A 13,332-nucleotide genomic window follows, 5' to 3' on the forward strand; every position below is an offset into this window, starting at 1 on the left:
TCACGCCCGGGTCACAGGCCGCCCAGGGTCCGCATGGCCGCGGCGGCCTTGACGAATTTCACGGGATCGATGCTGATCAGCCCGGAAAAGGGTGTGTCCAACTCATAAAGCAGAAAGATGTTGCCGAGCACCATGGCCAGCATCATGCACATGAAAAAAATGTCTGCGCTGCGGCGGTCGGTTTCGATGAAGTAGAAGCCGGCAATGGTGAAGAGCACGCCCATGTAGATGATGCCCCAGATGGGGGCGTAGAGGTTGCCGTCGATGAGCAGCAGCCGCTGGTGGCGCAGCCGGTTGAGCTCGATGAGGCGGTCCAGCATGCGGTCGTAGGCGCGGTGGCCGGGCCCGTCGCCCGGGTCGGCCTCGCGCAGCCGATCCCAGATGCGCTCATAGCGCGCGTCGGCGCCGTCGGAGCTCCCGCCCGAGCGCATGTTCCCCCAGCCCGCCTCGCTGACGTAGTCCACGTAATCGAGCAGGGCCAGGCGCAGGGGCCGGGCGCCGGGCACGGACAGGGACAGCCGGTATTCCACCACGAGCAGGTCGCTCTCGTTGGTGATGGCCTCGTCGGCCCGGTTGTAGTCCTGCCACAACGAGACCACGGCAAAACCGAGGAAGAAGGTGTACAGCGTGGTGAAGTAGCCGTAATTGGTGGCGAAAAGGGTCCGCTCGGCAATGGACATGCCGCTTGCCCGGCGGCGCCGGAAAAGCCGGAGCACGGCCAGGGCCAAGCCCACGCCGCCCACAACGTAGAGCAGGTACTTGACATCCTCGTACACAGGCCCTCCCCCTCCAGGTCGACCGACGCGTCCCGGCCGCGTTCAGCCCCCGGCCTAGTCCGGGCCTCGTGTCGCGTCCTTGGAAAAGGATATATGAAAACGACACGACTCAAGCGACGCAACACGCGCCGGGTTGCCAGGCCACGGCGACGTCGCGTCCCCACCGACACCGGCCGCCGGCCCGACCGGAAAGCCCAGGCTACGGCCGTGGCCAGGCCGCGGCCACGAAGGGCACGAAGGCGTCGCCCTCCTGGCGGTAGAGGTCCATGGAGGCGTTGCCGCCGCCGCTGACGCGCACGGCCAGTTCCAGGCCGTCGTCGGTGCGGAAGGCGAACAGCGGCCGGTAGCCGTCCAGGGGAAATTCGCCGCCGTCGTCGGGCCGCCAGGCGCCGCCGGGGTCGGCCGTGGCCGGATAGTCGAGGAAAACCAGGCGGTCCGCCTCGGCATAGGCCAGGGTGGCCAGCTCGTCGCGTCCCTTGGGGGCGAACCGGGCCAGGGCCAGGGCGCCGCCGCCCTCCACGGCCGCCACCTCCCGGCACCACAGCGCCGCCCGGCCGGCCCGGGCCTCCAGGGCCTGGCGCAACCCGGCCAGGCACTCCCGGGCCGCCACCGGCGTCACGGCCAGCACCTGGCGCCCGGCCAGGAAACCGTCCGTGGCCACCAGCACCTCGCCCTCGGGGCCAAGGGTGCTGCCTGCCGCGAACAGCGCCCCGGACACCTCGCCAAAGGCCGCATCGCCGCCGGCCTCGTCCCCGGTGCGCACCCCGGCGTAGGTCAGGGGCACGATCTTGCCCGGCGCGGCCACGGCCTGGCGAAAGCCCTTCATGCCCCGGGCCAGCCCGGTCTCCACCGGCACCAGCACCTGCCGGCCCTGGCCGTCGGCATAGCCGAAGGCGCTGCCGGAAAAAATCTGGTTGGCTGCCGGATCGCCCTCGTCGTGCCCCGACTGGGCCAGGGCCATGACCGTGAGCGTCAAAACCAGTGCCGCCATGCCGCAGACCATCCGCCAGGGGAATCCCCCCTGGTCGGGCGTCGCCGTCTCAGCCATACGTTTCCTTCTCCCCCGAAAAACCGAAAAAACCGTCCGGATCAGCGCCGATGCCCCGGCAATCCCCAGACCTCGGCCACGACGCCGGCCACCGCCGCCACCACCCGGTCCCCGGCCCTGTCCCGCCGATGGACCAGGGACAGCCCGAGGGAGAGCCCCTCGCGCCGCCACAGGCAGACCTCGCCGGCGGCCTGGGCGTCCAGGGCGTCGTCGCGCCGCAGAAGCGTGAGCCCCAGGCCCGCCGCCACCATGGTGCGCAAGGTGGCGTCGTTGTCCCCGGCCATGACCTTGTTGATGGTCAGGTCCCGGCAGGAAAAGGCCCCCTCCAGCAGGTACTGGAACGGGCAATCCTGCGAGAACCAGACCCAGGGCATGGCGGCCAGGGCCTCCCAGCTCGCCTCGCACACGCGCCCCGCCCAGGACGTGGGGCCGACCACGGCCATGGGCACCTCCTCCAGGGAGGTGGCCGCGACCTCGTGGGCCGGCTCGATGATGTTGTCGTAGACGAACCCCAGTTCGAGCGTGCCCTGGCGCACGGCCTCCAGGATGCGCGGCGAACTGGAATTGACCAGATGGATTTCCACCCCCGGGTGGCGCCGTGACAGAAGCGTCAGCAACTCGGGCACGCGCATGCGGGCCGCCTCGTTATTGAGCCCGATGCGGGCCAGGCCCGTGACCTCGCGCCGCAGTGCCCCGGCCCGTTCCTGGACGGCCTGGAGGCTGGAAAGCGCCCGTTTGGCCTCGGCCAGGAGCGCCCGCCCCTCGTCGGTCAGGCGCATGCCCCTCGGCGTGCGTGCGAAAAGCGGCACCCCCAGCTCGTCTTCCAAGCCTTTCACATGGGCGCTGACCGCCGGCAGGCTGGCGTGCAAACGCTCGGCCGCCCGGGTGAGGTGCTCTTCCTCGGCCACGGCCACGAAAGTCCGCAGATGGTAGTATTCCACAACGCCCCTCCCGGCGTCGTTTGGCCGGCCTTCGGGATGGCGGAAGGCGTGCTTCCGGCATTGCGATTGGATCGCCGCCCCGAGGGCCTGCTACATCCGGTTCGTAGCGTAATTGGCCTATGGCATAGGCCCGGCCCGCCGTAAAGGCCGGGCGCAACCCCTCGACGCGGGAGGCGCGGCATGTCCGTTGTCAAGAAGATCCTGTCCGGTGTGGCCCTGGCCGCCCTCGTTTTCCTGATCCTGGCTTCGGCCGAAAATCCTTCGGCCGGGCCGGGGGCACCCGAACGTTCGCCAGCGGCCCAGGTGGCCCGGGCCGACCTGGCCGAAGCGGTTTTCGCCATGGTGCTGGAAAACGCCAAGGCCGGGGGCCTGGAAATGAGCCAGCCGCCCAGCCTGTGCCAGGCCTGCCTGGCCGCCCACCTGGGCCTGCCCGGGGCGGTGCTCCGCACGCGCTGCCAGCGGGCCTGCGCCTTGCCGTAGGGCGGCCGGCGGTTCAGGCCAACAGGCGCCACAGCAGGCCGTCGAGGACCGCGGCCAGCTCGCCGCACAGGCCGCCGCCGCCCGGCCCCTGGCCGAACAGTTCCCGACCCTCGGCGGCCAGCCCCGCGTCGGCCCGGTCCGGCCCGTCGACCAGGGACAGGGTGATCTCCAGGCGCCGGGCCGGGAAATAGACCTCCAGGCGGTCGGCGAAGGCGCACAGCCGGGCGGCGAAATCCGGCCCGGCGTCGCGCCAGTAGGCCAGGGCGGCCGCGTTCGGGGCCAGGGCGGCCGCGCCGGCCAGCATGGCCGCCAGGCTGGACAGGGGAAACCCCGGCATGCCCGGCCGCCAGCCGAGCAGCCAACTGTTGCGCCGAAAAAGCAGCCGGGCCGCCAGGCCGGCGGCGATGGCCCGGTCCATGGCCCGCCCGGCCGCGGCCAGGTGGGGGTCGTCGAAGCGCACCGGTTCGCTGGCCGGGTCCCAGGCCGGCACGCGGGAACCCAGGCCGTCGCCGCGGGCCAGAAGCCCCAGCAGATGGGCCAGCCAGGCATTGGCCTCGGGGGAATCCGGGGTCTCCAGATGGGCGTGGGACAGGACGTAGCGGCCCTGGCCGAAACGCCCGGCCACGACGCAGGCCCCGTCGTCGAGAAAGGCCGGCGTCAGGCGCAGGCCGAAACGCCGGCGGCAGGCCGACAGCCGCTCCCCGGGCATGGCCCCCAGCGCGATGTCGGCCAGCATCAGGTCCGGCCCGGCCCCGTCATAGGCAGCCACCACCACCACGTCCGGGTCGGCCTCGTCCTCGGGCGGGGCGAACCCGGCCGGCCACCACACCGGCACGGTCAACGACGGCGGCAACGACGGCGGGCACAGCGGCGAATCCGGGTCCAGGCGCAGCTTGACGTGGCCGCTGACCAGGTGGTCCAGGCGGTCGGCGAAGGCCCGCCGCGTCCAGGAACACAGCCCCAGGCCGTCGGCGTGGGACAGCGCCAGCCCGGCCCCGCCGCAAAAGCCGCAGTAGCAGCCGCCGCCGGCCACGTAGCCGCGCACGGCCCGCACCCCGGCCGGGCCCAGGGCGGCGAACTTGCGCCGGGCAAAGCCCCCGGGCACGCACAAAAGCCGTGGCGGATCGCGCCACAGTTCCCCCGAGGCCACCTCCCGGCAGGAGACGGGCGAAAAGTCCGCGCCCAGGGCGGCCAGCCCCCGGCACAGCAGCAAACCCCACAGATGCGAATGGTCCCACAGGACCCGAATGGGCGCGGCCATGGCCAAACCTACAAAGACAGCGCCCGCCCGGCAACAAGCGTCTTGAACTTCCCCGGACAAGGCCCTAGTTTTCCGGCCATGTCGTATCGCGGCGGGGCAGGCCCCGCCCGCCGAGGTGGCCCCATGAGCAGAAAAAAGGACGGTCGCGCAACGCCCCCCGACAGCCTCCCCACCGATGTCGTCTCCGCCGAGGCCGGCGAGGTGGCCGCCCCCCCTGCCCGGGACCTCTTCGTGGTGGGCATCGGCGCCTCGGCCGGCGGCTTCGAGGCCCTGGAGCAGTTCTTTTCGGCCATGCCGAGCGATTCCGGCGCCAGCTTCGTGGTGGTCCAGCACCTCTCCCCGGACCACAAGAGCCTCATGGTCGAACTGCTTTCCAAGCACACCCGCATGCGGGTGGCCCAGGCCGAGGAGAACGCGCCCCTCGTGCCGGACACGGTCTACCTGATCCCGCCCAAGAAAGTGATGACCGTCAAGACCGGGCACCTGCACCTGGTGGAACGCGAGGACCGGCCCATTCCCAACTACCCCATCGACGTGTTTTTCAACTCCCTGGCCGAGGTCTTCGGCGACAAGGCCGTGGCCATCATCCTGTCGGGCACGGGTTCGGACGGCTCGCGCGGCATCCGGGCCGTCAAGCAGGAAGGCGGCATGATCATGGTCCAGGACCTGGACACGGCCAAGTTCGACGGCATGCCGCGCAACGCCATCTCCACCGGCCTGGCCGACTTCGTCATGCCGCCCGGGCGCATGCCCGAGGAGCTGCTCAACTACCTGCGCCACCCCTTTGTCCAGGAAAAGCTGCGGGTCCCGGAAACGACGCGGGAAAACGACGACCGCCTGGCCCAGATCTACCTCGGCCTCAAGCAGCATACGGGCGTGGACTTCACCCTCTACAAGCAGTCCACGGTCCTGCGCCGCGTGGAGCGCCGCCTGACCATCAACCACATCTCCGGCCTGTCGGAATACCTCGAATTCCTGCGCCAAAACCCCGACGAGCTCACAAGCCTGTACAAGGACCTGCTCATCGGCGTGACCAACTTCTTCCGCGACCCCGAGGCCTTCGCCGCCCTGGCCCGGCGGGTGGTGCCGGAGATCCTGCGGGAGCGGCGCGGCCCCATCCGCGTCTGGACGGCCGGCTGCTCCACTGGCGAGGAACCCTATTCCCTGGCCATGCTGTTCCGCGACGCCCTCGACGCCGCCGGCGACGGCCGCGACGTCAAGATCTTCGCCACGGACATCGACCGGGCCGCCCTGGATTTCGCCAGCGCCGGCGTCTACCCGGAAAACATCGCCGCCGACCTGTCCCGGGAGCGGCTGCAGAAGTATTTCGTCCGCCGGGGCGACGGCTACCAGATCGCCAAGCCCATCCGCGAAATGGTCATCTTCGCCGCCCACAACATCATCAAGGACCCGCCCTTCAACAAGATCGACCTCCTCAGCTGCCGCAACCTGCTGATCTACCTCCAGCCGGTGCTCCAGCAAAAGGTCATGTCGTTTTTCAATTTCGCCCTCAACGAAGGCGGCCACCTGTTTTTGGGCTCCTCGGAGACCGTCGGCGGCTTTGCCAACTATTTCCAGCTGGTGGACCCCAAATGGAAGCTCTACCGTTCCCAGGGCAAGCACATTCCCCTGGACCTGGAAGGCTTTTCCATCACGCCGCCGGCCCAGCGCGGCCCACGGGGACGGCTGCTCGGCGCCCGGCGGCGCGACGGGGACGAGGGGCAGGCCCTGGAAGCGGTTTTCGACGCCCTGGTGGCCAGCTACCTGCCGCCCACGGTCATCGTCGGCGAGAACCACGAACTGGTACACGTCATCGGCGAGGTGGAACGCTACATCAAGCTGCGCCCCGGCCGCTCCACCCTGGACGTGTCCGGCCTGGTGCGCCAGGACCTGGCCATCGCCGTGGAAACGGGCCTCAACAAGGCCGCCCGGGACAACCGCGAAGTCCTCTACAAGGACGTGCGCCTGGAAGGGGAGGACAAAAACACCCGCCTGGACCTGGTCATCCGCCCCTACACCGACACCAAGGCCGACGGGCGCCTGTTCGCCCTGACGTTTCGCGAATACGAGCAGGAAAAGGACAAGGACCTGGGCGAGCGCTTCGACCTGGACGCCAAGGCCAGGCAGCGCATCGCCGACCTGGAACACGAGCTGCAATACACCAAGGAAAATTTGCAGGCCACCATCGAAGAGGTGGAGACGACCAACGAGGAGCTGCAAGCCACCAACGAGGAACTGCTCTCGGCCAACGAAGAGCTGCAATCCACCAACGAGGAGCTCCAGTCCGTCAACGAGGAGCTGATCACGGTCAACGCCGAGTACCAGAACAAGATCCAGGAACTGACCGACCTCAACAACGACATGAACAACCTGCTGTCCTCCACCTCCATCGGCGTGGTCTTTCTCGACCGCGACCTGTGCGTGCGCAAGTTCACGCCGGCGGCCAAGGAGGACATCAACCTCATGGATTTCGACATCGGCCGGCCGCTGAGCCACGTGTCCTTCAACTTCGCCTGCGACGACCTGGTGCACGAGGCCCGGCGCGTGCTGGAAACCCTGGCCCCCTTCCAGCGCGAGGTCAAAAGCGCCAAGGGCAAGTGGCTGTTGTTGCGCATCCTGCCCTACGTCACCGTGGAGAACATCATCAAGGGCGTGGTGCTGACCTTCCTCGACATCACCGGTGTCAAGCGGACCCAGGCGCAACTGGAAAAGCTGTCCCAGGCCGTGGAGGAAAGCCCCAGCATCGTGGTCATGACCGACCCCGAAGGCGTGATCGAATACGTCAACGCCTCGTTTTGCCGGGCCACGGGCTACGCGGCCGGCGAAGCCGTGGGCCAGCGCCCGTCGCTGCTGTCTTCCGGGGAGACGCCCGCCGCGGACATCCGGCACCTTTGGGCGGAGCTCGCCCAGGGCCGGATCTGGCAGGGCACCTTCCGCAACCGGCGCAAGGACGGGACGGTCTACACCGAGCGCGCCTCCATCGCGCCCGTGCGCGACGCCGACGGCCTGGTGACCGGCTATCTCAAGATGGCCGAGGACGTGACGGACTATGAAACCGCCCAGGCGGCGTTGCGGGCCGAGCGCGACCTCATCGCCCGCATCGCCGACACGGCGCCAGTGGCCATCATCGTGACCGACGCCGCCGGCCGGCTGACCTACGCCAGCGGCCGGTGCGAAACCATGTTCGGCCTGCCCCGCGAGGCGCTGCTTGCCCGCGCCTTCGACGACCCGGCCTTTGCCATCGAGGCCCCGAGCGGTGGCCCCTTCGCCCCCGAGGAACTACCCTTTTCCCGGGTCATGGCCACGGGCGCGCCGGTTGCCAACGTGCGCCACGACGTGCGCCGCCCCGACGGCACCCTCGTGCGCCTGTCCATCAACGCCTCGCCCATGTTCGACGACAAGGGCCGCGTCGCCTCGGTGGTCTGCGCCCTGGAGGACGTCTCCGACCGGCTGGAAAGCGAAACCCGCTGCGATTTCCTCTCCGCCGTGGTGGAATCGGCCCCGGAAGCCATCGTCGGCGTGGATTTGGGCGGCGCCATCGTCAGTTGGAACGCTTCCGCCGCCAGGCTCTACGGCTACCCGGCCGAGGCGGCCGTGGGCCGCAACGTCGCCATGCTCGTGCCCGAGGAGGGCAAGGAGCAACTGCGCCAGGCCGTGGCCCGCCTCCATCGCGGCGAGCCGCTCGCGCCGTTCGTGACCGAACGCCTGCACCGCGACGGGCGGCGCCTGCGCGTGCGCCTGACCATTTCCCCGGTGAAAAGCGCCAAGGGCGCCATCGAGGGCTATGCGGCCCTGGTCCAGCCCCTGGACGCGGACGACGCGCCGGCCAACCCGGCCCCCCCGGCCTGAGCGGCCACGGCAACAGTCGGGCGGCCGCCGCCCCGGGGATCGGCCGGGGCCGTGACATTGGCCGCAATCTTTTGTAACGAGTGCCGCCGAAGCGACGCTCTCGCGCCGCGTTTTCTCGAAGGAGCGCACAATGACCAGCGAGGCCCTCTCCAAGGGATACGAGCCGGCCGACGTCGAAGCCCGTTGGATCGCGTACTGGCAGGACGAAAAGACCTTCACTCCGGACCCCGACGGCCCGGGGGAGCCCTACAGCATCGTCATCCCGCCGCCCAACGTCACCGGCGCCCTGCACATGGGCCATGCCTTAAACGTCACCGTCCAGGACATCCTGTGCCGCTACCACCGCCAGCGGGGCCGCAAGGTCCTGTGGGTGCCGGGCACGGACCACGCCGGCATCGCCACCCAGAACGTGGTGGAGCGGTCCCTGGCCGCCGAGGGCAAGTCGCGCGAGGAACTCGGCCGCGAGGCCTTCATCGAGCGCGTCTGGACCTGGCGCGAGGAATACGGCGGCAAGATCCTCAACCAGATCAAGCGCCTGGGCGCCTCGGTCGACTGGACCCGCGAGCGCTTCACCTTCGACGAGGGGCTGTCCCGGGCCGTGCGCGAAGTCTTCGTGCGCCTCTACGAAGAGGGGCTCATCTACCGGGGCGACTACATCATCAACTGGTGCCCGCGCTGCCACACCGCCCTGGCCGACCTGGAAGTGGAATACGCCCCGCACATCGGCAAGCTCTACCACATCCGCTATCCCGTGGAAGGCACGGACGAATTCGTCACCATCGCCACCACCCGGCCCGAGACGCTCCTTGGCGACACGGCCGTGGCCGTGCATCCCGACGACGAGCGCTACAAGGCCCTGGTCGGCAAGTTCGCCATCCTGCCGCTGGTCGGCCGGCGCCTCCCGATCATTGCCGACGCCTATGTCGAGCGCGAATTCGGCACCGGCTGCCTGAAGGTCACGCCGGCCCATGACATGAACGACTTCGAGCTGGGCCGCAAGCACGGCCTGGAGGTCATCTCCGTCCAGGACGAGGCCGGGCGCATCAACGAGAACGCCCCCGAGAAATACCGGGGCCTGGACCGGCTGGCCGCGCGCAAGGCCGTGGTCGAGGACCTCAAGGAACTGACGCTGCTCGACGACATCCGCGACTACGAGCACAACGTGGGCGAGTGCTACCGCTGCCGCACGGTCATCGAGCCCTACGTCTCCAAGCAGTGGTTCGTCAAAACCACGCCCCTGGCCAAGGTGGCCCGCCAGGCCGTGGAGCGCGGCGACACCACCATCCTGCCCGACCAGTGGACCAAGACCTATTACGACTGGCTCGACAACATCCGCGACTGGTGCGTATCGCGCCAGATCTGGTGGGGCCACCGCATTCCGGCCTGGACCTGCGACGCCTGCGGGGAGCTCATCGTCTCGCGCGAGGACCCGGCCGAGTGCCCGGCCTGCGGCGGCACGCTCCTCTCGCGCGACCCCGACGTCCTGGACACCTGGTTCTCCTCGGCCCTGTGGCCGTTCTCCACCATGGGCTGGCCCGACGAAACCAAGGAGCTGGGGACCTTCTACCCCACCTCGGTGTTGGTCACGGCCTTCGACATCCTCTTTTTCTGGGTGGCCCGCATGATGATGATGGGCCTGCACTTCCGCCACGAGGTGCCGTTCCGCCAGGTCTACATCCACGCCCTGGTGCGCGACGCCGACGGCAAGAAGATGAGCAAGTCGCTCGGCAACGTCATCGACCCGCTGCTGATGATGGACCGCTACGGCACGGACGCGTTGCGCTTCACCCTGGCCGCCTTCGCCGCCATGGGCCGCGACATCAAGCTGTCCGAGGAGCGCATCGAGGGCTACCGCCACTTCGTCAACAAGATCTGGAACGCGGCCCGGTTCGCGCTCATGCACCTCACCGGCGGCGCGCCGGAGCTGGACCTGGCCGAGGCATCCAAGGCCGGGCTGTGCCATGCCTTCATCCTGTCGCGCCTGGAGCGGCTCAAGGCGACCGTGGGCACGGCCATCGAGGGCTACCAGTTCAACGAGGCGGCCCAGGAGCTGTACGGCTTTTTCTGGCGGGAATTTTGCGACTGGTACCTGGAGATGGTCAAGGTGGACCTGGGCGGCGAGGACGAGGCCAAGAAGGGCGCGGCCAAGCGCGTGCTACTCACCGTCCTGTCCGAGCTGCTCACCCTCATGCATCCCTTCATGCCCTTCGTGACCCAGGAGATCTGGAGCAAGCTGCCGGGCGCGGCCGAGCCCAACCTGGCTCGGGTGCCCTATCCCGAGGCGCGGCCGGGGCTCGTGTCCGAGGCGGCCGAGGCTTCCATGGAGCTGCTCAAGGCCGTTGTGGTCGGGGTGCGCAACATCCGGGCCGAGCTCAACATCAATCCCGGGCTCAAGCTCACGGCCCTGGTGCACACCGAGGACGAGAAGCAGGCGGCGGCGCTGGCCGACAATGCGGCCATGGTGGTCTTCCTGGCCAAGCTGGAGCGCTTCACGGCCGGCCCCGAGGTGGCGGCGCCCAAAGCCTCGGCCTCGACGGCGGCGGGCACGTGCGCGCTGTTCGTGCCGTTGTCCGGGGCGGTGGATTTCGACGTGGAATTTCTGCGCCTGTCCAAGGAAGAGGTGAAAACGGTCAAGGAGCTGACGGTTGTCGAAAAAAAGCTCGGCAATGACGACTTCGTGTCCCGCGCCCCGGCCGAGGTGGTGGCCAAGGAGCGCGAGAAGCAGGAGGCTCTGGGCGAGCGCCTGGCCCGACTGCGCGAGCTCAAGGACCGGATTCGAAAACTGATGGCCGAGTAACTCGGCTTGGCAGAGCAAACGACAAGGCGGGCGGCTCCGGAAGGGGTCGCCCGATTCTTTTACTTTGGCAACTTACTCTGGACATCAATCAAACTTATCATACCTTCTTCAACTCTTGGGAAATACTCTTTATCCATGCGTAAAGTCCCTAACGGCAATTTATTTGTAGCAGTAACATTATGAACTAGAGTAAAGTTTGTTTTCTGAAGTGCTCCAAACCCACTAATTGCCGCTCCGATATGGGAGTATGCTCCTGACAAAAAAGTCTCTGTCGGCACCTGAATGGTTCTATCAGACGCATTCTTTTCTATTACAGGCCGATAAGACAAGCCTTCTTCGACAACTTTCCCGGTTTTTATTTCTATTTTCAACACCAGAGGGCCAACAGGGTACGTTGCCTCTACAATAGTCGGACTTTGACTAACACCAACATCTCCATAATCGCCTAATTGAGTAACATCTACAGCAATTATATTAACGTCAGACGCCCCAACAATTCCATTTTTAATATAATCTTCAAACTTCTTAGCCTTATCTCTAATTGCCGACGTGATGCGCAACAGTATTTGCCTGAATGGAACATCTCTGACTTCTATTTTATCATCACTAAACTGGCGATCGAATTCATCTGGAAATCCTTCTGGCCGAGGAGAGACTGCTTCAAACCAAACATTCTTATCTTCAATACGTGTGAAAAAGTCTGGACCAATAGGCCTGGAACTAATTACACAACCACTATATTGCAAGATCTCCGCAAGATTTAACTCCCAAAGCCTCGAAAAAAAGTTATCACGACTTTGTCCATACAGTTGACTTTCAAAATCTTTGTCACCCAAGCCAGCATTTCTAAAGTCACCTACTCTTTGTTGCAATCTATCAACAAAAGCCGAACCTGCCTCAAACTGGCCATACCGCTTTACTACATAGGAATCGGAAATATTTGGCATTGCGATCACCATTCGACATTGTCGTGGATATTTTTACAAGATATCGTATAATATATACAATGCCAATCTCTTCACCTCTCTCGCAAAAAATTTTTTATGACTAAATCCAATTTTCGCAGTGAAGCCCCAACACCCTTGAAAACTCCCTAACATTGTTCGTCACCACCACCAGCCCCGCCGCCAGGGCCTGGGCGGCGATGAGCATGTCCATGGCGCCGATCACCTCGCCGCGACGCTCCAAATCCGCCCGTAGCGCCCCATAGCAGGCCCCCGCCGCCGCATCGAAAGACAGCACCTCCAGGGGCAGCAAAAATCCCTGCAAGGCGGCCGCGTTCTTCTCGCGATGCACGGATTTGGCCACGCCGTATTCCAATTCCGCCACCGTGATGGCCGAAATGGCCACGTCGCCATACGACAGGCCGGCGAAACGCGCCCGCACCTGGGGCGGATGGTGCTTGATGAGATAAATGCAGATGTTGGTGTCGAGCAGGTAACGCATCAGAAGGCGTCGTCCCGAGGCTGCACCGGCGGCTCGTCGCGCGACTCCAAAAAATCCGCGCTGAATGCGCCCAGCGCCTCGAACAGGCCGTCGAAGGGCGCCTCCTTGGGCAACAATACCACCGCCTTGCCCACCCGCTTGATGCACACCGTGTCGCCCTCGAAGCGGAACTCCTTGGGCAGCCGCACGGCCTGGCTGCGGCCGTTGATGAAAAGCTTGGCTTCCTGCATGGCTGGCCTCCGATATAGACTGTAAATATATACCGCACCCACCCCTGTCAATCCACGCGCCTGCGGCCGGAATTGCCCGACCGCAACCAGCGGCGGGATCTCCCCCCTAAGCCGTGGCCGCGAACATCGGCCGCGACAGGGGCACGGGATTGGCGGCCGCCCGGTAGGAGGCGGCGGCCAGGCGGCGGGTGGTGGCGTTGGGGGAAGCCGTCGTGTCAGACGCGAACTGGCCGGACTCGGCCAGCTGCGTGGCCGTGGCCGCCGCGTCCAGGGCCTCGGCGAAGGACGTCTGCGCCGTAGCCCCGGTCAGGTCGAATTCGTAGTCCGTGGCCGAATAGCGAAACGAAAACGGGCCGACCGAAACCGTCGTGTCGCGGGTGATGCGCTTGCCGCCCACCGGCGCCATGGCCGCGACCAGACGCGAAGCTTCGCGCTGATAGGCCGAAACGGCCGAGGCGGTGGCGGAAACGACGGCCATGGCGGACTCCGGGCGCACACGCGCCG

General features: G+C 66.6%; 11 protein-coding genes. 3 read left to right on the forward strand and 8 right to left on the reverse strand.

Annotation, left to right across the window (positions count from 1 at the left end; translation table 11 throughout):
• Positions 1 to 11 precede the first annotated feature (11 nt).
• From ACP59X_RS23145 to ACP59X_RS23155, 3 genes are all read right to left on the reverse strand, one after another.
• On the reverse strand, positions 12 to 776 hold the full coding sequence (locus ACP59X_RS23145; RefSeq protein WP_428563104.1) for a bestrophin-like domain: 765 nt from the start codon (positions 774 to 776) through the stop codon (positions 12 to 14).
• Positions 777 to 975: 199 nt separating this feature from the next.
• Entirely contained in the window at positions 976 to 1,824 is an 849-nt protein-coding gene (locus ACP59X_RS23150) for a hypothetical protein (RefSeq protein ID WP_428563106.1), read from the reverse strand.
• 41 nt (positions 1,825 to 1,865) lie between these two features.
• Complete coding sequence (locus ACP59X_RS23155; protein ID WP_428563108.1) at positions 1,866 to 2,765, reverse strand: LysR family transcriptional regulator; 900 nt, start codon at positions 2,763 to 2,765, stop codon at positions 1,866 to 1,868.
• A 180-nt stretch (positions 2,766 to 2,945) separates the two neighbouring features.
• On the opposite strand from ACP59X_RS23155, the gene ACP59X_RS23160 reads away from it, so the two are divergent.
• Positions 2,946 to 3,245, forward strand: a complete 300-nt coding sequence (locus ACP59X_RS23160) for a hypothetical protein (protein WP_428563110.1) — start codon at positions 2,946 to 2,948, stop codon at positions 3,243 to 3,245.
• A 13-nt stretch (positions 3,246 to 3,258) separates the two neighbouring features.
• Here the strand turns inward: ACP59X_RS23160 and ACP59X_RS23165 are convergent, their stop codons facing one another.
• On the reverse strand, positions 3,259 to 4,506 hold the full coding sequence (locus ACP59X_RS23165) for a hypothetical protein (protein ID WP_428563112.1): 1,248 nt from the start codon (positions 4,504 to 4,506) through the stop codon (positions 3,259 to 3,261).
• Between the two features lie 123 nt (positions 4,507 to 4,629).
• On the opposite strand from ACP59X_RS23165, the gene ACP59X_RS23170 reads away from it, so the two are divergent.
• Together ACP59X_RS23170 and ACP59X_RS23175 are read left to right on the forward strand one after the other, a co-directional pair.
• Positions 4,630 to 8,355: a chemotaxis protein CheB gene (locus tag ACP59X_RS23170; protein ID WP_428563114.1), complete on the forward strand. Its 3,726-nt coding sequence runs from the start codon at positions 4,630 to 4,632 to the stop codon at positions 8,353 to 8,355.
• Positions 8,356 to 8,485: 130 nt separating this feature from the next.
• Positions 8,486 to 11,152, forward strand: a complete 2,667-nt coding sequence (locus ACP59X_RS23175) for a valine--tRNA ligase (RefSeq protein WP_428563116.1) — start codon at positions 8,486 to 8,488, stop codon at positions 11,150 to 11,152.
• 59 nt (positions 11,153 to 11,211) lie between these two features.
• Here the strand turns inward: ACP59X_RS23175 and ACP59X_RS23180 are convergent, their stop codons facing one another.
• From ACP59X_RS23180 to ACP59X_RS23195, 4 genes are all read right to left on the reverse strand, one after another.
• On the reverse strand, positions 11,212 to 12,099 hold the full coding sequence (locus tag ACP59X_RS23180) for a hypothetical protein (RefSeq protein ID WP_428563118.1): 888 nt from the start codon (positions 12,097 to 12,099) through the stop codon (positions 11,212 to 11,214).
• Positions 12,100 to 12,199: 100 nt separating this feature from the next.
• Positions 12,200 to 12,598: a type II toxin-antitoxin system tRNA(fMet)-specific endonuclease VapC gene (gene vapC / locus ACP59X_RS23185; RefSeq protein WP_428563120.1), complete on the reverse strand. Its 399-nt coding sequence runs from the start codon at positions 12,596 to 12,598 to the stop codon at positions 12,200 to 12,202.
• Positions 12,598 to 12,828 carry an antitoxin gene (locus tag ACP59X_RS23190; RefSeq protein WP_428563122.1) on the reverse strand — a complete coding sequence of 77 codons (231 nt, stop codon included), beginning with the start codon at positions 12,826 to 12,828 and terminating at the stop codon, positions 12,598 to 12,600. The genes vapC and ACP59X_RS23190 overlap by 1 nt, the downstream gene beginning before the upstream one ends.
• A 106-nt stretch (positions 12,829 to 12,934) precedes the next feature.
• A complete protein-coding gene (locus ACP59X_RS23195) occupies positions 12,935 to 13,306 on the reverse strand; it encodes a hypothetical protein (protein WP_428563124.1) in 372 nt (123 codons plus the stop codon).
• Positions 13,307 to 13,332: the final 26 nt, after the last annotated feature.

Origin of the sequence: Solidesulfovibrio sp. DCME (genome assembly GCF_049995385.1) — a bacterium.
Taxonomy (GTDB): Bacteria; Desulfobacterota; Desulfovibrionia; order Desulfovibrionales; family Desulfovibrionaceae; genus Solidesulfovibrio.